A 21,309-nucleotide genomic window follows, 5' to 3' on the forward strand; every position below is an offset into this window, starting at 1 on the left:
TGCAGCCCGCGGTCGGGGCGTGCTGTCGTGAATGAGTGACCCGGAGAAGGAACTGGCCGAAGTGGAGGCGGCGTTGACGGGTGCCACGACGGGCGGTTCAGGGCGCGACGGCCCGGACGATCAGGGTGCCGATGTGGCCGTCGGCCGGGGCGGCGAGCACCTCGGCGTGCGTATCGGTGAAGCCCGCTCGCCGGAGGAGGCCGCACCATTTCCGTGGCGTGTAGCTGTAGCGGTACGTGAACATCGCCCGCCCCGCGAAGCCGCCCTTGTACATGCCCTGCGGGCCGTACGCCCCGGGGATCGCCGGTGGCTGGGAGAAGACGAGCCGTCCGCCTGGGACGAGCCGCTTCCGCACGAGGGGAAACAGCTTGGCCGGGTCGGTGAACCAGACGGCGCCGAAGATCGAGTACACGGCGTCGTAGGACCGTTGATCCTCCGCGAGATACCCCAGCACCTCGCCCCGCTCGATCCCCACCCCGAGCCGCCCCCACCGCGCGGCGGCCTTCTCCACCATCACCGGGGACAGATCCACGCCCCGCCCCTCGACCCCCGTCCCGGCGAGGAACGCGAGCGCGCGGCCGGTGCCACAACCGATCTCCAGCACGCTGGACGGCGCCCCGAGCAGCTCCGGTCCGGGACCGTGTCCGGCGTACTGGGTCCAGCAGAACGACGGCTCCATGTCGTCCTTGAACGCCGACGCGGCGAACGCGTCCCACAGTTCGGTCTCGTGGGCGATGTTGTGGCGGGCAGGCATGTCGTGACGGCTCCTTCGCCGAGGGACGGGAGGACCCCGCCGGCCCTGCCGGGGGCACAGGGCGGGCGGGGCCCAGACTATGGGCGGATCAGTGGCTGTCGGGGACCTTGTCGTCGCACGGCGAGCAGTCGGATCCGTCGATGGCCCACAGTTCCTCGTCGGCCGGGAAGCCGTTCGCACGGATGACCTCGGCGGTACGGGTGACCGTGCCGTCTCCGCGGCGGCGGATCAGCGGGGCATGGTGCTTGTACGCGCCGGCGTTGTAGACCTCGCAGAACGCGAAGTACACGGGCGTGTCCAGGATCATCTGGTGCACCCCGATGTCGACGAGCTTGCCGACGCCGATGCGAGCGTCCGGGTGCTCCATGGCCGTGACCAGGTACATGATCGCGTTGTCCAGAATGCGTTCGGCCATGGAGCGGACCATGGTGTGGTCCCGCAGGAGCAGCAGAATCTCCCGCTCGTACAGGTCGACGTCGGCCGAGTCCGGGGAGTCCAGCACGTTGTACGTCAGCTCACGGATACGCGGCCGCACATCGTTGAGCAGTTCACGCGGATCCCGGGTACGGGTCGCCCGTGCGTGGTGCTCGATGGCGAGGGTCATGACTTCTCCTTTGGTTGTCGGGGCGGTGTACGGACCCGCCCTCGGCGATCTCCCTTGCGCGCCGAGGGCGGGAACCTGGGGGTGAAGCGCTGCTCTACCGGGCCTGGTTGCGCTGCACGAGGGTGAGGGCGTCGCGCAGGGTCAGGGGGCAGGTGTGCAGCCCGTTCTCGCCGGGGGTGCGGCGCCAGTGGATGCCTGGCCGCGACAGTCGATACTCGGCAGGTACGGCCACGAATGTGGCAGTGCTCAACACCTCGGCCCCTGGGAGCTGCAACTCCTCAGCCGCCTCCGGCCGGATGAGCCAGTAGAGGTGCCGACCGTCGTCGATGACAGCTCCGCTCTTATCAGCGAGGTGGTCCAGCACGGCTTCGCCGAGGCTGGTCGCAACCTTGATCGCGTCCCAGTGCACTCCGGCTTGCACCAGATCGACGGCGACTTCCGCGCGGGCAGCGTCCTCCCCGGGTCGCAGCGGCCCGGTCATTGAGCCACCCGGAACAGGCCGAGTGCGGCCTCTACAAGCCACGCAAGAGGTTCCGTCACGTCAAACGCTCCTAGCAACGTTGGCCACTCCCCGGGCTACTCGCGCAGCCGGTGGATCTGATGTGGCCAAGTGTCAGGAGTCGACGACTCGCTGCCTTCCCCGTCCCGGGCATCCCCACCATGGGTACGCTGAGTACCCGGATGGTCGACATGCTGTGATCAGCAAGAACGACAGGGCACCGTATGACCAGACACCAACCGCCAACCGCGCTCCCCCGCGCGGTACTCGACCGGGCTGACGTCCGGGCCGCGCTGGCAGCCCACGACTTCGGCACCGTGTTCCGCCTCGCCAGAAGCGAAGCCGGAATCAGCTACTCGAAGATCGCAGCCGAGTGCGACATCAAGCCCGATCGGGTCGGCACCCTCGCCCGAGGAACAGGCAACATCACCAGCTACCAGAAGATTGCCCAGATCGCGGACGCACTTCGCATCCCCGGCCGCCTGATCGGTCTCACCCCACGCGATTGGGAACCGTCAGCCCATTCACGCACGATGCCCCCAAGAACAGCCCATCCCGAGAACGGAGACGATGTGCGGCGCAGAGACTTCAGCCTCTTCACGGCCGCGGCAGGCCTCGCGACGCAGTTGCCTGCTCTCGCCCGTCCTCGAACCGGACGCCGCGTGGGAAGCGAGACCCCGGACCGCCTCAGAGAACGCACTGCTCGCCTGCGCCGCTTGGACGACGTCCTCGGCGGAGGCGACACCTACCCCGTCTACCTGGGTGAATATCTGAGGACGAAGGCCCTGCTCCGCGACACCACGTACAGCGAGGCAACCGGAAAAGCTCTGCTCTCGGTCCTTGCAGAGCAGGCGCAGCAGGCGGGCTGGGCCGCGTTCGACGGAGGCAAGCACACCGACGCTGCCGGGCTCTACGAGGTCAGCCACGAGGCAGCGGTGGAGGCGGGAGATACCGCTCTCGCAGGCAACGCCCTGGCCTTCCTGGCCTATCAAAAGCTCACCAGAGACCGGCATGCGGGAGTCGAGACAGCCTCCCGCTCGTGTGCTGCCCTCGGGCCGAACGCGGCCGCCTGCGTACGCGCGCTGCTCTTCGAGCGGTTGGCCTGGGCCCACGCTGTTGCCGGCAACGCAACCGAGGCAGAGCGCGCCCTCCACACGGCCCAAACCGCACTGACCGAAACGGGCGACGAGCAGCAACCCGACTGGGTCGCATGGATGGACGAGACCGAACTGCAAATCATGACCGGTCGGTGCTGGACGGAACTTCGGCGTCCGCTTCGAGCAGTACCGGTCCTGGAAGCAGCTCTGGCAAGCTACGACGATGTGCACGCACGGGACAAGAGCCTGTACCTGTCCTGGCTCGCCGAGGCCTACGCGACAGCCGGCGAGTTTGAGCAGGCCGCCATGCACACGGGACGGGCGCTGGACCTCTGCACCGGCGTAGCCTCGGTCCGTCCGCGTCAGCGCCTTACCCCGGTTCTGAAGCTACTGGCCGATCACCCGGATGCCACCGCAGTAGCGGAGGTACTGGAGAAGGCACAGGCAGCCTGACGGATCACTGGTCGTCGGTGGATGTGAGGGTGCTGTCAATCCACCCGAGATACGTTCTTGCCCCGGCCAGAATCGGCACGGCGACGACTTCGGGGTTCTGCCAGGGGTGAGCCGCCTGCAGATGTCTCTCCAGGTCGGCGTACCGTTCGATCCGAGTCTTGAGCAGCAGCTGCCATTCCTCACCGGTTCCGAACTCCCCGTTGTGCCAAAAGACGGAGGCAACCGGGCCGATGATCTGAGCCCCTGCGGCAAGGCGCTCCGCGACCGCAGTTCGTGCCAGCTCGACCGCCTGCTCGCGGGTCTGCGTCGCTGTCTGCACCTGCACGTAGTCAGCCATGCGGTCGAGCCTAGCCGTGCAGCAACCCTCTGGCAGGCACGACAACCAGCGCTGCCCTGCCGGTGCTCGACACCGCCTTCCGCGCATCGACGACTCGGCCCTGGCCCCCCGGCCGGAGGCCAGTCCTACCCCTGCGGCAGCTTCGACAGCGTCAGGATTTCCGCCCCCTCCTCCGTGATCGCGACCGTGTGTTCGCTGTGTGCCGTGCGGCAGCCCGTCGCGCTGCGGAGGGTCCAGCCGTCCGGGTCGATGGCCAGGGTTGACGTGTCCGCCATGATCCAGGGCTCCAGGGCCAGGAGGAGGCCGGGGCGGAGTTTGTAGCCCCGGTTCGGGCGGCCCGTGTTGGGGATGTGGGGGTCCTGGTGCATCGTCGAGCCGATTCCGTGGCCGCCGAATTCCGTGTTGACGGTGTAGCCCGCCTCCGTGAGGGTCGTCCCGATCGCGTGCGAGATGTCGCCCGTGCGGGCGCCGGGGAGCGCGGCGGCGATGCCTGCCGCCAGGGCCTTCTCCGTCGCCGTGATCAGCGCGACGCTCTCCGGGGGATGCGTTTCGCCCACGATGAAGCTGATCGCCGCGTCCGCCGCCACTCCGCGCAGGGAGACCGCCAGGTCGAGGGTGAGGAGGTCGCCGTCGGTGAGGGTGTAGTCGTGGGGGCGGGCGTGAAGGACCGCGTCGTTGACGCCCGTGCAGATGTAGTGGGCGAACGGGCCGCGGCCGAAGGAGGGTTCGTAGTCGACGTAGCAGGACACCGCCCCCGCCTCGGTGATCAGCGACTTGGTCCAGCGGTCGATGTCCAGCAGGTTCACGCCCACCGCGCTGCGGGCCTTCAGGGTCTGCAGGATGTCCGCGACCAGGGCGCCGGTGTCCCTTGCTCGGGCCAGCAGGGCGGGGTTCAGGATCTCGATCATGGGCTGCTCTCGTCGCGGGGCCAATTATTATACCGGCCATACTATACCGGTATTTTAATTGGCATCCATGCCGCGAAACGTGCACACGGCGACGAAATCCGTCGGCCGGCGTCCGGAACCCCCGCCACCAGCGTCCAATTCGGCCAGTTCCAGGCGGTCTTGTGCAACCCGCGTAGACCCCTCATCATCAGTTGCACGGGCCAACCGTCAAAGTTTCAATTGACACGGGCATGCCATTTGACGCTTGGCCCGGGACGCAGTCACAGACAACTCGAGAGCGGAAGGACTCCGATGTCATCGATCCGTGCGAATCGCCGTAGATGGGCCAAGCTGGGCACAACCGCCGCCATCGTGCTCGCCGTAGGCACCATCTCCCCCACCGCGTTCGCCGCGCCGACCGAGAAGCCCCAGGGAACCATCGGTCACGAGCACTCCAAGCACGCCATCAAGGACAGCTACCTGGTCACCCTCAAGGCCGGTGAGGCCAAGGGGTTCTCGGCGGCCGGCAAGGAAATCGCCACCAAGCACGGGGCCAAGGTCAAGCGTACGTTCAAGAGCGTGCTCAATGGCTACGAGGTCCAGGCCACCCCCGCCCAGGCGAAGAAGCTCGCCGCCGATGACGCGGTGGCCTCCGTCGAGGCCAACCAGACGGTCCACGCGACCGCCACCCAGACCAACCCGCCCTCCTGGGGCCTGGACCGCATCGACCAGGCAAACCTGCCCCTCAACCAGACGTACACCTACCCCGACAAGGCGGGCCAGGGCGTCACGGCGTACGTCATCGACACCGGTGTACGCATCTCGCACTCCACCTTCGGCGGGCGGGCCGCCAACGGCTACGACGCCGTGGACGGCGACAACGTCGCCCAGGACGGCAACGGCCACGGCACGCACGTCGCGGGCACGATCGCCGGTTCGCAGTACGGCGTCGCGAAGAAGGCCAACATCGTCGCGGTGCGGGTGCTGGACAACTCCGGTTCGGGCTCGACGGCCGGCGTGATCGAGGGCATCGACTGGGTGGCGGACCACCACTCCGGGCCCTCGGTGGCCAACATGTCGCTCGGTGGCGGCGCCAGCTCCACCCTCGACTCGGCGGTGACCGCCGCGATCAACTCGGGCGTGACCTTCGCGGTCGCGGCCGGCAACGAGAGCAGGGACGCCTCCCTCGGCTCGCCGGCCCGCGTGGCCGCCGCGATCACCGTGGGCGCGACCGACAGCGGTGACAACCGGGCCTCGTACTCCAACTACGGCACGGTGGTCGACCTGTTCGCCCCGGGTTCCTCGATCACCTCGTCGTGGAACACCAGCGACAGCGCCACCAACTCCATCTCCGGCACCTCGATGGCGACCCCGCACGTCGCGGGCGCGGCGGCCCTGTACCTGGCCGACCACCCCGGCGCCACCCCGGCCGCCATCCAGACGGCGCTGAAGGACGCGGCGACCTCCGGCGTCGTCAAGAACCCGGGCAGCGGCTCGCCGAACCGGCTGCTGAACGTCGGCGGCGACGGCGGTGGCGGCGAGGAGCCGCCGCCCACCGGTGACACGTACACCAACAACACCAACTACACGATCAGCGACGGCTACACCACGACGTCGTCGATCTCGGTCCCCCTGTCCGGCAACGGCCCGGCGGACCTGCAGGTGTCGGTCAACATCGTGCACACCTACGTCGGTGACCTGACCGTCCGGCTGGTCGCCCCGAACGGCGCCTACGCGATCCTGTGGGACGAGGAGGGCGGCTCCGCCGACAACATCAACGCCTCCTGGAGCGTGGACGCCTCCACGGTCCCGGCCGGCGGCACCTGGCGGCTGCAGGTGACGGACAGCTACTACGGTGACACCGGGTACATCGACTCCTGGTCGATGACGTTCTGATCCCGGCGAGTTGATCAACGCCCCCGTACCGGACCGGGTCCGGTACGGGGGCCGCGCCGTCACCCGGGGTCCGGGCGCGCCCCGGGCAGCGCGGGCGTCGCCTCGTCCAGCAGCAGGTACAGGACGCCCACCAGCGTGCCGCTGGAGACGATCTCCCTGCGGTCGATCATGCCGCGGAGGGCGGTGAGGGGGATCCACTCGATCCGGTCGGACTCGTTCCGCTCCGTCGGGGGGCCGGTCCAGGTGGCCGTGTCGGCGCGGAAGACGTGGTGTTCGGAGTCGGTGATGCCGTTCGCCGGCTGGGCGTAGACCAGGGGTCTCACCGCGGGGACGCGCCAGCCGGTCTCCTCCTCGACCTCGCGGACCGCCGTCTGGGCCGGGGTCTCGCCGGGTTCGATCAGGCCCATCGGGAGCTCCCAGGCCCAGGTGTCGGTGATGAAGCGGTGGCGCCACATCATCAGGACCTGGCGGTGGTCGTTCACCACGGCGGCGACCGACAGGTGCCGTATGCGGACCACGTGGTGTTCCAGGCGGTGGCCGTCGGGTTGCTGGACGTCGGCCAGCCAGAGATTGACCCAGGAGTTCTCGTAGATCTGCCGCTCGCCGTGGACCGTCCAGCGCATGGAGTCCCTTCCCCTTCGTCGTCTGCGGGCTCCAGCGTGTCAGCGCGGGGGAGAATCCGGAGTAAATCGGGGAATTGCATATAATCTGCGCCGGGTGTCACGGACAGCGTTGTCAGCTCTGTCATACGTTACGGACACAAGGAAAGAAGACACGACGGAAGTTGGATTCCATGGCTGCAATCCCGTCCGGCTCACCGGTGATGGACGTCGACCTCGCGGTGGTCGGCTTCGGCAAGGGCGGCAAGACGCTCATCGGTGCGATGGCCGCGCGCGGGAAGCGGGTCGCGCTGATCGAGCAGTCCGACCAGATGTACGGCGGGACCTGCATCAACATCGGGTGCGTCCCCACCAAGGCGCTCATCCACCGGGCCGAGCACCCCGATTCGCGGCTGGACGGGGAGGCGTGGTTCGCGCGGGCCGCCGAGCAGACGGCCACGCTCACCGCCGCGATGCGGGCGGCGAACTTCACCCTGTTCGACAGCCCCGAGACGTCAACCGTCGTCACCGGGCGGGCCCGGTTCGAGGATCCGCACACCCTGGTGGTGACGGCGGGGACGGACGTGCTGCGGGTGCGGGCGGAGACGATCGTCGTCAACACCGGGGCGGAGCCCGCCATGCCGCCGATCCCCGGGCTGGCGGAGAGCAAGCGGGTGGTCACCAGCACCGGGATGCTCGCACTCACCGAGCGGCCCGGGGAGCTGATCGTCCTCGGGGGCGGTTACGTGGGTGTCGAGTTCGCCGCCATGCACGCGGCGTACGGCACCCGGGTCACCCTGCTGCAGCGCGGTCCGCGGCTGCTGCCGAAGGAGGACCCGGAGATCTCCGCCGAGATGGAGACGCTGCTCACCGACGCGGGGGTACGGGTGGTCACGGGCGCCGCCATGCACGCGGTCACCGACAGCGGTGACCGGGTCCGGGTCGGCTTCGGGGACGGGGACGGCGTGGAGGCGGACCTGGTGCTGGCGGCCCTCGGGCGGCGGCCGGTCACGGAGGGGCTGGGGCTCGAGGAGGTCGGGATCGCGGTCGGGAAGCGGGGGGAGGTGGTGGTCGACGAGTATCTGCGTACGTCCCTGCCCCACGTCTACGCCGTCGGTGACGTCAACGGCGGGCCGCAGTTCACGTACATCTCCCTCGACGACTTCCGGATCGTCCTCGACCAGCTCACCGGCGAGGGCCGGCGCGCGACCACCGACCGGGTCGCGGTGCCGCACACCGTGTTCACCACGCCGCCCCTGGCCCGCGTCGGGCTGACGTCGGCCGAGGCGCGGGCGACCGGGCGGCCGCTGAAGACCGCGGTGCGGAGGGTGGCCGAGATGCCGGCCGTTCCTCGGGCGAAGATCGTGGGGGATGCCCGGGGGGTGATGACGGCTGTCGTGGACGCTGAGACGGATGAGGTGCTGGGGGTTACGGTGCTGGCGCACGACGCGCATGAGGTGATCAATACGGTCGCCGTGGGGATGCGGTGCGGGGCTACCGCCTCGAGTCTGCGGGACGGGATCTACACCCATCCGTCCATGACGGAGGCGCTCAATGATCTGCTGGGGCACTTGGGCTGAGGTCCCCCGAAGGGTTCGCCTCCGGCGCCGGCCGCCCGCGCCTTCGGCACGGGATGATTCCCACCCGCAGCCGCCCGTTACCGGCCCTGGGGGTCGCCCTCGGCCGGCTTGGGGTGCCGCGGTGACGTCAGCCGCTCCTTCGCGGCCGGCCACTCGTCGGCGAGGAGGGAGAAGTAGACGCTGTCGCGCCAGGTGCCGTCCGGGCGGCGGCGGTGGCGGCGCAGCACGCCCTCGCGGCGGGCGCCGAGGCGGGCGATCGCGGCCTGGGAGCGTTCGTTGCGGTGGTCGGTCTTCAGCTGGACGCGGCCCATGCCCAGGTCCTCGAAGGCGTGGGTGAGCAGCAGGACCTTGGTCTCGGTGTTCACGGCGGAGCGCCAGTACGCCCGGCCGTACCAGGTCCAGCCGATCTCCAGCCGCTCGTCGCCGGGCGCGATGTCCAGGTACGTCGTCCAGCCGACCGCCCGCCCGCTCGCGAGATGGATCACGGCGAACGGCACGTAGCCGGGGTCGGCCAGCACGGCGTCCAGCTTCTCCCGGAGCTCGCCGGGGGTACGCGGCGCCGGGCCGCCCTGCCAGCGCCACACCTCCTCGTCCCCGCCGCCCGCGGCGAAGAGGTCGTCGAGATGGGCCGGGGTCAGCGGCTCGAGGCGGACGTGGCGGCCGGTGAGCGTGACGGGGTGCGGGGTCTTCGCAGGCATGGTCGTGACCGTAACCGCACTTTGAACTAGATGCAAGAGATTTTTGCACTAGTGCGTTCTGCCGAGCGGTACGAGACGGCTGTGCAGCGCCAGCGCCGCCGCGTCCGTGAGGGCGGCGATCTGGTCGACGACCGCCCGCAGCCGGGCCCCGTCGTCCGGCGCCTCGGTGTACAGCGTGCGGAACTGCGGGTCCAGGCCGTCGGGGGCGCGGGCGGTGAGGGTGTGGGCCAGCTCCGTGAGGACCGCGCGCTGGTCGGCGCGGATACGGGACTGGTCGGGGCGCTGGATGACGTACCGGTCGGCGACGGACTTGAGGACCGCGCACTCCAGGCGCTGGTCGCGCGGGACGATCAGCTCCGCGCCGTAGCGGGTGAGGCGGCCCGAGCCGTACGCGGCGCGGGTGGCGCCCTCGGCGGCGAGGCAGAAGCGGCCGATGAGCTGGCTGGTGGCGTCCTTGAGGCGGGCCTGGGCGCGGGCGGTGCCGTCGTAGCCGTGCGGCCACCACTCCTGGTCCAGCAGGCGGTCCAGGGCCTCGGCCAGCTCGGCCTCCTCGGCGCCGGGGGCGTAGCGGCGGGCGGCGAGGGCGAAGACCTCGTGGCGTTCGGCGTCGGAGAGCAGGACGTTCGGGTCGAGATAGCCGGCGTGCAGGCCGTCCTCGACGTCGTGCACGGAGTACGCCACGTCGTCCGACCAGTCCATCACCTGGGCCTCGAAGCACTGCCGCCCGGTCGGGGCGCCCTCGCGCAGCCAGTGGAAGACGGGCAGGTCGTCGGCGTACACCCCGAACTTGCGGGCGCCGGGGTCCGCGAGCCGGCCGCCGCGCGGCCACGGGTACTTGGTGGCCGCGTCCAGGGCCGCGCGGGTGAGGTTGAGGCCGACGGGGCGGCCGTCGGGGGCGAAGCCCTTGGGCTCGAGGCGGGAGAGCAGGCGCAGGGACTGGGCGTTGCCCTCGAAGCCGCCGCAGGAGGCCGCGACCTCGTCCAGGGCCCGCTCGCCGTTGTGGCCGAACGGCGGGTGGCCCAGGTCGTGGGCCAGGCAGGCGGTCTCCACCAGGTCCGCGTCGCAGCCGAGCGCCGCGCCCAGCTCCCGGCCGACCTGGGCGCACTCCAGGGAGTGCGTGAGCCGGGTGCGGGGTGTGGCGTCCCAGGCGTGGGCGTACGAACCGGGGGTGACGACCTGCGTCTTGCCGGCCAGCCGGCGCAGGGCGGCGGAGTGCAGGACGCGGGCGCGGTCGCGCTGGAAGGCGGTGCGGCCGGGGCGTTTGTCGGGCTCCACGACATAGCGGTGGAGGTCCGCGGGGGTGTAGCCGGGGATGCCCGGTGCGCGTGGGGCCATGGTTCGACGGTAAGTCCTCACGCCGGCACGAGGGCTGCCCGCGACGCCTCCTCGTACCGCCGTACGACCAGCCGCGCCAGCGCCGGATGGGCCCCCAGCGGACGCCCCACCACCCCCGGCGCCGCGTCCCGCGTCCGGTCCGCGAACAGCCCCGGCGCCGCGAAGCACGACGCCACCGCGATCCGCCGGCACCCCCGGGCGCGCAGCAGCTCCACCGCCTCGGACACCGTCGGCGCCGCGGCGGAGGCGTACGCGGGCTGCACCGGCGTCCCGCCCAGCCGCGCGCCGAGCAGCGCCGCCGTCCGGGCGGTGTCCGCGGCGGATTCCGGCGCGCGGGACCCCGCCGCGGCGAGTACGACGCCGGTGAGCCGGCCGCCGCGGTAGCCCGCCTCCGTCAGCCGGGCGTGCAGGGCGGACGCCAGGAGGGGGTGCGGGCCGAGGGGGGCGGCGATGCGGGCGTCGAGGTGGGGCGCGGCGGCGACGGCGGCGGGGAGGTCGTGGGTGACGTGGTGGCCCCGGGTGAACAGCAGCGGGACGAGCACCACGCGGCCGCGCAGGGCGGCGAGGGTGTCGGCGAGGAGGGGCTCGCCGAGCTCGAGGTGGCCGAGGTGTACGGGGAGCTCCGGGCGCAGGGCCCGTACGGCGTCCAGCAGCTCCCGTACCGCCCGGGCGGCCGCCGGATGCCGGCTGCCGTGCGCGACGGCGACCAGGGTGGGGGCGCCGGCGCGGCGGAGGCGGGCGTTCGCCCGGACGCCGATCTGGCCGAGGAGCTGGGCGGCAGTGGCGTCCATGGAGGTCATGAGCCGATCGTCACGGGCGTCCGTTGCCGGGCGATTGCCGCGAGGTGTCCGTCTGTTTGCCGTCCCTCACAGCCCGGGGAGCGGCGCCGTGCGGCACGGGCACCACGGCCGTCATCCGGGCCGCGGCCTGCCGTAACACGCCCGTCGCAGGCTGGAGGGCATGAGCGACGTCACCGAGACCCACTGCCCGTACTGCTCCCTCCAGTGCGGCATGGGCCTGGCCCCCGGCGCGGACGGGCCCCGGATCGTGCCGCGCGAGGACTTCCCCGTCAACCGCGGGGCGCTGTGCGGCAAGGGGCAGTCGGCGACCGCGCTGCTGGCCGGCGGGCGGCTCACGGGGCCGCTGGTGCGCGACGGGCGGGGCGAGCTGGTGGCGGCGTCCTGGGACGAGGCGCTGGACCGGGTCGCGCGCGGGCTGCGGGGCGCCCGGGAGGGGTACGGGGCGGACGCGGTGGGGGTGTTCGGCGGGGGTGGGCTGACGAACGAGAAGGCGTACGCGCTGGGCAAGTTCGCCCGTATCGTGCTGGGCACCTCGCAGATCGACTACAACGGCCGCTTCTGCATGTCGTCCGCCGCCGCGGCCGGCAACCGCGCGTTCGGCCTCGACCGCGGGCTGCCGTTTCCCCTCGCGGACATCCCGAAGACGGGCTGCGTGATCCTCGTCGGCTCCAACCCGGCGGAGACCATGCCGCCGGCTCTGCGCTACTTCACGGAGCTGCGGGAGAACGGCGGCAAGCTCGTCGTGATCGACCCGCGCCGCACCCGCACCGCCGAGCAGGCCGACCTGCACCTCGCCCCGCGCCCCGGCACCGATCTGGCGCTGGCGCTCGGGCTGCTGCACCTCGTCGTCGCGCAGGGGCGGACGGACGAGGCGTACATCGCGGAGCGCACCAGCGGCTGGGCCGAGACCCGGGCGGCGGTCATGTCGCACTGGCCGGAGTACGTGGAGCGGATCACCGGCGTGCCCGTACCGCAGCTGCGCCGGACCGTGGAGCTGTTCTGCGACGCCCCCGCGTCCATGGTCCTCACCGCGCGCGGGCCCGAGCAGCAGGCGAAGGGCACGGACACGGTCGGCGCCTGGATCAACCTGTGCCTGGCCACCGGGCGGATGGGCCGCCCGTACTCCGGCTACGGCTGTCTGACCGGCCAGGGCAACGGGCAGGGCGGACGCGAGCACGGGCAGAAGGCCGACCAGTTGCCGGGCTACCGGATGCTCACCGACCCCGACGCGCGGCGGCATGTCGCGGGGGTGTGGGGCGTGGACCCGGACGAGCTGCCGGGGCCGGGACGCAGCGCGTACGAACTGCTCGACGCACTCGGCACCGACGTCCGGGCGCTGCTGCTCATGGGCTCCAACCCGGTCGTCTCCGCGCCGGCCGCCGCGCACGTCGAGGGGCGGCTGCGGTCGCTGGACTTCCTCGCGGTCGCGGACGTGGTGCTGTCCGAGACGGCCGCGCTGGCGGACGTGGTGCTGCCGGTGACGCAGTGGGCGGAGGAGACGGGCACGCTGACGAACCTCGAGGGGCGGGTGGTGCTGCGCCGCCGGGCGGTCGATCCGCCGGCGGGAGTACGGAGCGACCTGGCCGTGCTGCGCGGTCTGGCGGAGCGGCTGGCGCCGGGGCGGGCGGCGGGGTTCCCGGCGGAAGCGGAGGAGGTGTTCGAGGAGTTGCGGCGGGCGTCGGCGGGCGGGAAGGCGGACTACTCGGGGATCTCGTACGGGCGGATCGCCGCGGAGGACGGCGTCTTCTGGCCCTGCCCGGAGGGCTCGCCCGGGACGCCGCGGCTGTTCCTCGACCGGTTCGCCACCCCCGACGGGCGGGCGCGGTTCGCGCCGGTGACGCACCGGCCGGCGGCGGAGGAAACGGATGCGGAATATCCCGTGTCATTCACGACGGGACGGGTAGCCGCGCAGTACCAGTCCGGTGCCCAGACCCGGCGGATCGCCGGGCTCAACGAGGCCTCACCCGGCCCCTACGTGCAGCTCCACCCCGAGCTCGCCGCCCGCGTGGGGGTCGCTGAGGGCGACCCGGTCGCGGTTCTCTCCCGACGCGGCCGGGTCGTCGCCCCGGCGCGGGTCTCGTACGACATCCGGCCGGACACGGTGTTCATGCCGTTCCACTGGGCGGGCGAGGGACGGGCCAACACGGTGACCAATCCGGCGCTGGATCCGGTTTCGGGGATGCCGGAGTTCAAGGTGTGTGCGGTGCGGGTGGAGGCAGCGGGGTAATTCGCTGGTCAGGCCCCTCGCCGCGGGACCTCCCGATCGGATACGGTTCGGCTCCGAGCCGGGCGTCACCGGCTCCGGAGCGGGGGGGAACCGGGGTGCGGATCAGGGGTTTCGGCGTGCTCGTGTTCGCGGTGCTGGTGGTCGACGCGGTACTCGCGCTGTGGCTGCTGGGATGGCAGGTGCGGCTGCACGGGCTGCTCTCCGACGGCGCGGCGGCGGACGCCGTGGCGGGGCCGGAGGAGTGGGTCGGCGATCTGCTGGTCTGGGTGCGGGGTTTCTACTTCCCGGCCGTCGCCTTCTTCCTGCTGTGGCTCCGGGACGTCCGAGACGGGACGGAGAAGCAACTGCCGGGGCGCCGGGAGGCCGGTGGACGCAGCTGGCGGATGTGGTGGTGGATTGTCCCGGTCGCGAACATCTGGATGGGCTTTCGCATCACGGCGGACCTGTGGGCGGCAAACACTCGGCGATCCGGGGGTATCGGTGCCTGGCTGCCAGTCGCGGTGTGGTGGGTGCTGACGCTCGCTGGTGTGACGCAGCTGATCGGTCACGCCCAGGAGTTCACCTCGCACTCCCCCGACGACACCCTCACAGCCGATCTGCTGCGCAACGGGATCGCCGCCACCGCCTGGTACCTGGCGGCGCTCGCCGCCACCGCCGTCCTCGTGGTCCGGCTCACCCGCGCGCACGCCTCAGCCGGACCCCTCGGCGAAGAACCGCAGGCGCCGGGCGCCGCTCACAGCCACTGATCCCAGGCCAGCTTCGCCACCAGCCCCAGCACGACGACGACCAGCACCCCGCGGACGAACCCCGCGCCCTTCTTCAGCGCCATCCGCGCCCCCAGCAGCCCCCCGCCCAGGTTGAACACGGCGAGCACGGCGGCCAGCCGCCACAGTACGGCCCCCTGCGCGGAGAACATCACCAGCGCGCCCAGGTTCGTACAGGTGTTGACGATCTTCGCGGTGGCCGACGCGTTGACCAGGTCCAGCCGCAGGATCGCCGTCAGCGCGATCACGAGGAAGGTCCCGGTCCCCGGCCCGATCAGCCCGTCGTAGAAACCGATGCCCAGCCCCCCGACCCCGATCGCCGCCCAGATTCGCGCGCGCCCGGCGGGGGCGCCGGCCGGGGCCGTACCGAAGGCGGGGCGCAGCATCACGAACGCCAGCACCCCGACGAGCACGACCATGATCAGCGGACGCAGGAGGTCGCTGTTGATCCCGGCCGCGAGCAGCGCCCCGCAGGAGGAGCCGATCAGGGCCGTACCCCCGATCCTCACCGCGAGGCGGACGTCGACCGGCGCGCGGCGGGCGTAGGTGACGGCCGCCGCCGAGGTGCCGACGATCGCGACCGCCTTGTTGGTGCCGAGGAGCTGCGCGGGCCGGTGGTCCGGGAGGCCGACGAGGAGCGCGGGGAGCAGGATCAGGCCACCGCCGCCGACCACCGCGTCGATCCAGCCGGCTGCCGCCGCGGCGAGGCAGAGAGTGAGCAGGGTGACCAGGGATATGTCGTGCATGATGGGGCAGAGCTTAGACGTACTAATGATTTCGCCGTACATCTGTCCAGGGCGCGATATCCGCCACCTGCGGTACCGCACCAGCCACCGATCGCCGGAAAAACCCCGCCCACCCCTTGACCTGGCCAGGATTGTTCAACTCTGACGCGGAAGCGAGCGTTTGATCAGTAGGATCTGCCCAACCGCTCAGTCCGCGAGGTTTGCGAGGCGATCTCCCTATGGATCAAGCCATAGTCACCGCCGCTTCCGCCGTCGCCGTCGCCGTGGCGAGCCTGCTCTGGGTACGCCGGCTCCGCCGTCAGCTGCGCGCCGCCCGGATCGACGCCGCCCGCTGCCGCTCGGTGGCCGAGGAGCACGCCGTGCGGACCCGGGCCGCGGAGGAGCGGGCCGCGGCGGCGCGGGAGGACACCGCGTACGAACGCGAGCAGCGCGACGCGGTGCTCGCCGCCTTCGAGACCGTCGCGGGCAACGTCCACGCGATGGCCACCGTCCAGCTCCAGACGCTGGACGGCATCGAGCAGCAGCTCACCGACCCGGAGCTGATGGGCGAGGTGATGCGCGCGGACCACGCCGCCGCGCAGATGATCCGCAAGGCCCAGACCCTGCTGGTGATGTGCGGCATCTGGCCCGCGCGCCGGGAGTCCCAGCCGGTGTCCCTCTTCGACATCGTGCGCGGCGCCCAGTCGCGGATCCTGGAGTACGGCCGGATCGAGGTGCACGGCGGCCAGCAGCTGCATGTGGCGGCGCCGGCCGCCGAGGGCCTGATGCACGCGGTCGCGGAGCTGCTGGAGAACGCCACGGACTTCTCCCCCTCCAGCGCCCCGGTGGCCGTCTCGATCCGCGAGGTCGGCGCCGGCGCGGTCGTGCAGATCGACGACGCCGGGCTCGGTATGCCGTCGGACGTGCTGGAGCAGGCCCTGGCCCGGCTGCGCGGCCGGCAGCGGCTGGTGGACCTGGGCGCCATGCCGAAGCTGGGGCTGGCGTCCGTCGGCCGCTGGTCGCGGGAGCTGGGCTTCAGCGTGGAGCTGTCCGACGGCTCCGCCCACGGCGGCACCCGCGCCACCCTGTTCGTCCCCCACGGGCTGCTGACGGAGGGGGCCGGGGCCGAGCCCGACGACGTGGTGGAGGAGGAGCCGGCCGAGGTCATCTCCGCCCCCGCCCGCGCCGACGGCGAGACCTCGCTCCCCCGCCGGCGCAGCAGACGCCGCCCCGGCGAGGAGACCGGCGAGCACCGCAGGCCGGTGGTCCCCGCCCCGGCCGCCGCCACCGCCGACTGGTCCCCGCAGGCCGCCCGCGCCTCCGTGGCCGGGGTGCTGGCGGGCACCGAACGCGGCAGGGCCCGGGTCAGACAGGCCCGCGACCAGGCCGACCGGACCGCCCACGAGTTCCCGCCCGAGCGGCCTCGTGGGCACACAGAGGAAGGACCCCGGTGATGCCCGCAGGCATTTCCCGCCTCCCCGACGTGGGGTGGATGCTGCGCCCCCTGACCGGTATTCCCGGGGTACGCCACGCCGTCGTCCTCACCGACGACGGACTGCGCCTGGGCCATGCCTCCGCCGACCGGCTGCACGGCGTCGTACCGGAGCTGGAACGCTCGGAGGCCGAGTCGCTGTCCGCGGCGTGCGCGGCGCTCACCATCACCAGCCGCTCCGCGGTCGGGCTGTTCCTCGGCCCGCGCGCCGGGGTACGGCAGCTGATGGTGGAGTCCGACCACGGCTTCGTTCTGTTCACGTCAACGGGCCTGGGCGCGCAACTCGCCGTCGCCACCGATCCGGGCGCCGACGTCGGTGAGGTCGCCGAGCAGATGCAGATCATGGTGGCGCACATAGCGGCCGAGCTCACCACCCATCTGCGCCCACCGGAGGTCCCACCGGTATGAGCAGCCAGGGATCCCGCGCCGGCGGCCCCCGCGCGGTACGGCCGTACGTCATCACGGGCGGCCGCTCCGGCACCCCGGACGCCGAGCCCCTGCCGCTGGAGACGCTGGTCGTCGCGTCCGGGCTGCAGTTGCCCGGCGAGCTGCAGCCGGAGTACCGGCGCATCGTCGAACTGTGCCAGGGGATGCTCTCGGTCGCCGAAGTGGGCGCCCATCTGGGGCAGCCGCCCACGATCGTGCGGGTGCTGCTCTGCGATCTCATCGAATCCGGTCACATCCGCTTCCGTCCCCCCGTGGGTCTCGGCTACATTCCGCCCCGCCCCCACCACACACCGCCCCAAGGCCCCGTCGCCGCGCACCCGCCGTCCCCGCAGCGGACGTACGACGAACAGGACCTGCTGAGAAAGGTGCTGCATGGCCTCGAAGACCGCATCTGACGGCGTGTACGTCTCCTCGGGGGTGACCGGCGCCGCCAAGATCCTCGTGGTCGGACCGATGGGCGTGGGCAAGACCACCCTCATCGGCACCGTCTCGGAGATCAAACCGCTGTCGACGGAGGCCGTGATGACCCGGGCCGGCGCCCTCGCCGACACCCCGGTCTCCCCCGGCAAGACCACCACCACCGTCGCGCTCGACTTCGGCCGGATCACCCTGGACGGCGACCTCGTCCTGTACCTCTTCGGTACGCCCGGCCAGCAGCGGTTCCTGCCCGCGTGGCGGGAGCTGGCGCGTGGCTCGCTGGGTGCGCTCGCCCTGGTCGACACCCGTGACCTGGAGGCGTCGTTCGACTCGATCGGCCATCTGGAGGACCTGGACATGCCGTTCACGGTGGCCGTCAACTCGTTCCCGGACAGCCCCGACCACGGCGAGGCCGAACTCCGCGAGGCGCTGGACCTGCTGCCCCGCACCCCGCTGGTCCACTGCGATGCCCGGGAGCACCGCTCGTCGGTGAAGGCGCTGATCTCGCTGATCACGCACCTCATCGACACCGCCTCGGAACGGACAAGGTGACGACCGCCCATCCTCCCGCCCGACCCCCGCGCCCCGCCGGAACTCCCCTGTACGGCCCCGGCCTCGACGGCTCCGCCATGCCCGCGCTGTACGAGCGGCTGCGCGCCGAACACGGCCCCGTCGCCCCGGTGCTCATCGCGCCGGGCATCCCGGCCTGGCTGGTGCTGGGCTTCACGGAGCTGCTGCGGGTGGCCCGCGACGAGCGGTCCTTCAGCCACGACCCGCGCAACTGGCGGCTGCTGCGCGAGGGCCGGGTGGCCGCCGACTCCCCGATCATGCCGACGGTGGACTGGCGGCCGGCCCTGCTGTACACCGACGGCCGCCAGCACCGGCGGATGCGCTCGGCCGTCTCCGCCGCCCTGGAGCGGATCAACGGGCACGCCCTGCGCCGTACCGTCCGGGCCACCGCCGAGCGGCTGATCTCCGAGTTCGCCGAGCAGGGGCGGGCCGATCTCGTCCCGCACTACGCGCGCAAGCTGCCGCTGCAGGTCGTGACGCAGCTGCTGGGCCTGGACGAGCGTTCCGGTCAGCAGCTGGTGCAGGCCACGCTGGGCACGGCGGCGGCGAACGCCGACTCGGCGAACGCCAGCGGCCGGATGACCGGGATCCTCACGAAGCTCATCGAGGCCCAGCGGTCCGGCACCGCGGGCGACGGCTTCATCGCCACGCTGGCCCGGCATCCGGCGGGGCTGACGGACGACGAGATCCTGCACAACCTGGTGGTCGTGTTCGTCGCCGCCAACCAGCCCACCGTCGACTGGATCGCCACCACGCTGCGCATCCTGCTCACCGACCCGGCGCTGGGCACGTCGGTGGCCGGCGGGCGGCTCACCATCGACGACGCCCTGGACCAGGCGCTGTGGCGGCATCCGCCGGTGCAGAACTACCCGGCCCGCTACGCGCTGCGGGCGGTGGAGTTCGGCGGTCAGCCCATCCGCGCCGGGGACATGCTGGTTCTGGGCCTGGCCGGTGCCAACGCGGACCCGTCGGTGCGCCCGCCGGACGGCTGCCCGGTCACGGGCAACCGGTCCCATCTGGCGTTCGGCGCGGGCCCGCACGCGTGTCCGTCGCAGGACCTGGCGCGGCTGATCACCCGTACGGCGGTGGACACGCTGCTGCACCGGCTGCCCGACCTCGAGCTGGCGGTGCCGGAGAAGGACCTGGCGTGGACGACGTCCCCGTGGGCGCCGAGCCTGGCGGCGCTGCCGGTGCGGCTGTGAGTCTTTATTGAACGCCTCGGTCGGGGGCCGCCATGTCCCCTGTCGCGGGGGTGCCTTCGGCCAGCCCGTACCGCAGGAACACCGTGCCGCTGGGGGCGGCGACCGGGGGCTCGAGGAGGGTGAGGCCGGCGGGCACGGTGCCGTTGCCGAAGACCTGCTTGCCGACGCCGAGGACGATGGGGTGGACCCACAGGTGGAGCCGGTCGAAGAGCCGCTCGCGCAGGAGCGTCTGCACGAGGTTCAGACTCCCGACGACCTTCACGCTCTCGTGCCGCTCGCGGATCCCGCGCACCTCGGCGGCCAGATCGTCCCCGATCCGCGTCGACCCCTTCCACGACAGGTCGGGGGTCCCGCGCGAGGCCACGTACTTCGGGACGCGGTTGAACAGCTCGGCGATCTCGTTGTCCTGCCCGCCCTCCTGATGCGGCCAGTACCCGGCGAAGATGTCGTACGTCCGCCGGCCGAGGAGCAGGGCGTCGGTCCCCTCGTAGGACCCCATGATCTGCGCCCCCGTCGTCTCGTCGATCAGCGGCGCCTGCCAGCCGCCGAAGGGGAACCCGACGGGATCCTCGTCGGGGCCGCCGGGCGACTGGCCGACCATGTCGAGGGTGGCGAACATTTCGATCTGGATGAGGCCCATGACGCGTGCTCCGCTTCGTCTTCGTTGTGGTCCGTTGTGAAGGCAGACCGGCGAACACCGCGAAACTCATCGCCGGGTCCGTATCCGTCGTATCAGCCGAACCCCGCCGGGCCGTCCGTGACACGGCGCCTCACGCCCACGGGTCCGTGATCTCCCGCAGGAGGGTCAGGGCCTCGCGGAGCTGCTTCATCCGGCGCTTCCCCAGATGGGCCTCCCACTCGCGCTCCGCCCCGGCCACCACCGCGTCCGCCGTCTCCTTCGCCGCCCAGGCCTTCGCCGTACCGCGGACCAGGCGGGCGCGTCTGTCGGTGGGGTCCGGTACGCGGGTGACGTAGCCCGTCTTCTCCAGCTGGTCGACCAGGAAGCCCGCCGTCTGCTTCGTGACCTGGGCCTGCTGGGCCAGGTCCGTGAGCCGCGTGCCGTCCGGGCCGATGCGCTGCAGGACGCGGGCCTGGGCGGGGGTGAAGTCGTCGTAGCCGGCGTCGGCGAGGGCGGCGAAGACGCGGTCCTCCAGCCAGCGGTAGGGCAGGAACAGCAGGAGTCCCGTGCTGAGCTCGCTCTCCTCCGGCATGGTACTCCCCTGCTTGACTTCGGTCAGTCTCTCTGACTACTTTAGTAAGAGAAGCTTACCACTTGAGTGGGTGATTCCCGTGGGCGTCGTACTCGGCGAGGACGCGTGCTGGCAGGCGATCGACCGGGAGCGGATCGGGCTGGCGGATCTGCTGGAGGGGCTGACCGACGCGGAGTGGCAGACCCCGACCCAGTGCGGGGACTGGGTGGTACGGGACGTCGCGGCGCATCTGACGGTGGCCGCGCGCTACGGCCGCGGGGACGTGCTGCGGGAGATGGTCCGGGCCCGGGGGCGGTGGAACCGGATGATCCACGACTCGGCCGTCCGGGAGGGGGCGCGCTCCCCGGAGGAGATCGTCGCCCTGCTGCGGTCCATCGTCGGCTCCCGCCGTCTCGCACCGCTGACCACGCGGCGCGAGCCCCTGCTGGACCTCCTCGTACACGGCCAGGACATCGCGCTCGCCCTCGGCCGCGACCGCCCGATGCCCCCGGAGGCCGCGCGGGACGCCGCGGACCGGGTATGGACGATGCGTCTGCCGCCGCGCCCGTGGCCCCTGCCCCGCGCGCGCCTCGTCGCCACGGACGTGGAGTGGACCCGGGGGTCCGGGGAGGAGATCCGGGGTCCGGTGTCCGCGCTGCTCCTGCTGCTCACCGGGCGGGAGGAGGCTGCTCGGGCCCGGCTGGTGTACGGGGGGTCGTCCGGGGCCGGCGGGTGA

At 71.9% G+C, this 21,309-nt stretch carries 23 protein-coding genes; 11 read left to right on the forward strand and 12 right to left on the reverse strand.

The window, feature by feature from the left end:
• Window positions 1-97 precede the first annotated feature (97 nt).
• The 3 genes from SRB5_RS08115 to SRB5_RS08125 all read right to left on the reverse strand — a co-directional run bounded on the left by SRB5_RS08115 (window position 98) and on the right by SRB5_RS08125 (window position 1,839).
• Window positions 98-754, reverse strand: coding sequence for a class I SAM-dependent methyltransferase (locus SRB5_RS08115; RefSeq protein ID WP_153450735.1), 657 nt, complete (start codon window positions 752-754; stop codon window positions 98-100).
• Between the two features lie 88 nt (window positions 755-842).
• A complete protein-coding gene (locus tag SRB5_RS08120) occupies window positions 843-1,358 on the reverse strand; it encodes a hypothetical protein (RefSeq protein WP_153450736.1) in 516 nt (171 codons plus the stop codon).
• A 94-nt stretch (window positions 1,359-1,452) separates the two neighbouring features.
• Window positions 1,453-1,839: a hypothetical protein gene (locus SRB5_RS08125; RefSeq protein WP_153450737.1), complete on the reverse strand. Its 387-nt coding sequence runs from the start codon at window positions 1,837-1,839 to the stop codon at window positions 1,453-1,455.
• 242 nt (window positions 1,840-2,081) lie between these two features.
• Here SRB5_RS08125 and SRB5_RS08130 point away from each other — a divergent pair, with 242 nt between their 5' ends.
• Window positions 2,082-3,407 (forward strand): tetratricopeptide repeat protein, encoded by a 1,326-nt coding sequence (locus SRB5_RS08130; RefSeq protein ID WP_153450738.1) that lies wholly within the window; start codon window positions 2,082-2,084, stop codon window positions 3,405-3,407.
• Between the two features lie 4 nt (window positions 3,408-3,411).
• On the opposite strand, the gene cutA is transcribed toward SRB5_RS08130, so the two are convergent.
• Together cutA and map are read right to left on the reverse strand one after the other, a co-directional pair.
• A complete protein-coding gene (gene cutA / locus SRB5_RS08135; RefSeq protein ID WP_153450739.1) occupies window positions 3,412-3,744 on the reverse strand; it encodes a divalent-cation tolerance protein CutA in 333 nt (110 codons plus the stop codon).
• Window positions 3,745-3,869: 125 nt separating this feature from the next.
• On the reverse strand, window positions 3,870-4,652 hold the full coding sequence (gene map, locus SRB5_RS08140; protein WP_153450740.1) for a type I methionyl aminopeptidase: 783 nt from the start codon (window positions 4,650-4,652) through the stop codon (window positions 3,870-3,872).
• A 291-nt stretch (window positions 4,653-4,943) separates the two neighbouring features.
• On the opposite strand from map, the gene SRB5_RS08145 reads away from it, so the two are divergent.
• Window positions 4,944-6,527: a S8 family peptidase gene (locus SRB5_RS08145; protein WP_153450741.1), complete on the forward strand. Its 1,584-nt coding sequence runs from the start codon at window positions 4,944-4,946 to the stop codon at window positions 6,525-6,527.
• Between the two features lie 59 nt (window positions 6,528-6,586).
• On the opposite strand, the gene SRB5_RS08150 is transcribed toward SRB5_RS08145, so the two are convergent.
• Window positions 6,587-7,150 (reverse strand): NUDIX hydrolase, encoded by a 564-nt coding sequence (locus SRB5_RS08150; RefSeq protein ID WP_153450742.1) that lies wholly within the window; start codon window positions 7,148-7,150, stop codon window positions 6,587-6,589.
• A 170-nt stretch (window positions 7,151-7,320) separates the two neighbouring features.
• On the opposite strand from SRB5_RS08150, the gene SRB5_RS08155 reads away from it, so the two are divergent.
• Window positions 7,321-8,706 carry an FAD-dependent oxidoreductase gene (locus SRB5_RS08155; RefSeq protein ID WP_153450743.1) on the forward strand — a complete coding sequence of 462 codons (1,386 nt, stop codon included), beginning with the start codon at window positions 7,321-7,323 and terminating at the stop codon, window positions 8,704-8,706.
• A 77-nt stretch (window positions 8,707-8,783) separates the two neighbouring features.
• Here the strand turns inward: SRB5_RS08155 and SRB5_RS08160 are convergent, their stop codons facing one another.
• The 3 genes from SRB5_RS08160 to SRB5_RS08170 are packed head-to-tail and all read right to left on the reverse strand — an operon-like array spanning window position 8,784 to window position 11,539.
• The gene (locus SRB5_RS08160) at window positions 8,784-9,404 is read right to left on the reverse strand and encodes a GNAT family N-acetyltransferase (RefSeq protein ID WP_153450744.1); all 621 of its coding nucleotides are present in this window, start codon (window positions 9,402-9,404) and stop codon (window positions 8,784-8,786) included.
• Window positions 9,405-9,452: 48 nt separating this feature from the next.
• Entirely contained in the window at window positions 9,453-10,739 is a 1,287-nt protein-coding gene (locus SRB5_RS08165) for a deoxyguanosinetriphosphate triphosphohydrolase (protein WP_153450745.1), read from the reverse strand.
• Between the two features lie 17 nt (window positions 10,740-10,756).
• Window positions 10,757-11,539 (reverse strand): sirohydrochlorin chelatase, encoded by a 783-nt coding sequence (locus SRB5_RS08170; RefSeq protein WP_194292872.1) that lies wholly within the window; start codon window positions 11,537-11,539, stop codon window positions 10,757-10,759.
• Window positions 11,540-11,699: 160 nt separating this feature from the next.
• Between SRB5_RS08170 and SRB5_RS08175 the strand changes: the two genes are divergently transcribed.
• Together SRB5_RS08175 and SRB5_RS08180 are read left to right on the forward strand one after the other, a co-directional pair.
• Window positions 11,700-13,766 (forward strand): molybdopterin oxidoreductase family protein, encoded by a 2,067-nt coding sequence (locus SRB5_RS08175; protein ID WP_153450746.1) that lies wholly within the window; start codon window positions 11,700-11,702, stop codon window positions 13,764-13,766.
• A 95-nt stretch (window positions 13,767-13,861) separates the two neighbouring features.
• A complete protein-coding gene (locus SRB5_RS08180) occupies window positions 13,862-14,512 on the forward strand; it encodes a DUF4328 domain-containing protein (RefSeq protein ID WP_194292873.1) in 651 nt (216 codons plus the stop codon).
• Here SRB5_RS08180 and SRB5_RS08185 read toward each other — a convergent pair.
• Complete coding sequence (locus SRB5_RS08185; protein WP_153450748.1) at window positions 14,500-15,276, reverse strand: sulfite exporter TauE/SafE family protein; 777 nt, start codon at window positions 15,274-15,276, stop codon at window positions 14,500-14,502. The genes SRB5_RS08180 and SRB5_RS08185 overlap by 13 nt on opposite strands.
• A 218-nt stretch (window positions 15,277-15,494) precedes the next feature.
• On the opposite strand from SRB5_RS08185, the gene SRB5_RS08190 reads away from it, so the two are divergent.
• The 5 genes from SRB5_RS08190 to SRB5_RS08210 are packed head-to-tail and all read left to right on the forward strand — an operon-like array spanning window position 15,495 to window position 19,383.
• Window positions 15,495-16,709 carry an ATP-binding protein gene (locus SRB5_RS08190; RefSeq protein ID WP_153450749.1) on the forward strand — a complete coding sequence of 405 codons (1,215 nt, stop codon included), beginning with the start codon at window positions 15,495-15,497 and terminating at the stop codon, window positions 16,707-16,709.
• Entirely contained in the window at window positions 16,709-17,155 is a 447-nt protein-coding gene (locus SRB5_RS08195) for a roadblock/LC7 domain-containing protein (protein ID WP_153450750.1), read from the forward strand. Before SRB5_RS08190 ends, SRB5_RS08195 begins: the two co-directional genes overlap by 1 nt.
• Window positions 17,152-17,589 (forward strand): DUF742 domain-containing protein, encoded by a 438-nt coding sequence (locus tag SRB5_RS08200; protein ID WP_153450751.1) that lies wholly within the window; start codon window positions 17,152-17,154, stop codon window positions 17,587-17,589. The genes SRB5_RS08195 and SRB5_RS08200 overlap by 4 nt, the downstream gene beginning before the upstream one ends.
• The gene (locus SRB5_RS08205) at window positions 17,567-18,163 is read left to right on the forward strand and encodes a GTP-binding protein (protein ID WP_153450752.1); all 597 of its coding nucleotides are present in this window, start codon (window positions 17,567-17,569) and stop codon (window positions 18,161-18,163) included. The genes SRB5_RS08200 and SRB5_RS08205 overlap by 23 nt, the downstream gene beginning before the upstream one ends.
• A complete protein-coding gene (locus SRB5_RS08210; protein ID WP_153450753.1) occupies window positions 18,160-19,383 on the forward strand; it encodes a cytochrome P450 family protein in 1,224 nt (407 codons plus the stop codon). Before SRB5_RS08205 ends, SRB5_RS08210 begins: the two co-directional genes overlap by 4 nt.
• A 4-nt stretch (window positions 19,384-19,387) precedes the next feature.
• On the opposite strand, the gene SRB5_RS08215 is transcribed toward SRB5_RS08210, so the two are convergent.
• Both SRB5_RS08215 and SRB5_RS08220 read right to left on the reverse strand, forming a co-directional pair.
• Entirely contained in the window at window positions 19,388-20,023 is a 636-nt protein-coding gene (locus SRB5_RS08215; RefSeq protein WP_153450754.1) for a dihydrofolate reductase family protein, read from the reverse strand.
• A 130-nt stretch (window positions 20,024-20,153) separates the two neighbouring features.
• Window positions 20,154-20,594, reverse strand: a complete 441-nt coding sequence (locus tag SRB5_RS08220; RefSeq protein ID WP_153450755.1) for a MarR family winged helix-turn-helix transcriptional regulator — start codon at window positions 20,592-20,594, stop codon at window positions 20,154-20,156.
• Window positions 20,595-20,664: 70 nt separating this feature from the next.
• Here SRB5_RS08220 and SRB5_RS08225 point away from each other — a divergent pair, with 70 nt between their 5' ends.
• Window positions 20,665-21,309, forward strand: a complete 645-nt coding sequence (locus SRB5_RS08225) for a maleylpyruvate isomerase family mycothiol-dependent enzyme (RefSeq protein ID WP_323377261.1) — start codon at window positions 20,665-20,667, stop codon at window positions 21,307-21,309.

Origin of the sequence: Streptomyces smaragdinus (assembly GCF_009604385.1) — a bacterium.
GTDB classification, from domain to species: domain Bacteria; phylum Actinomycetota; class Actinomycetes; order Streptomycetales; family Streptomycetaceae; genus Streptomyces; species Streptomyces smaragdinus.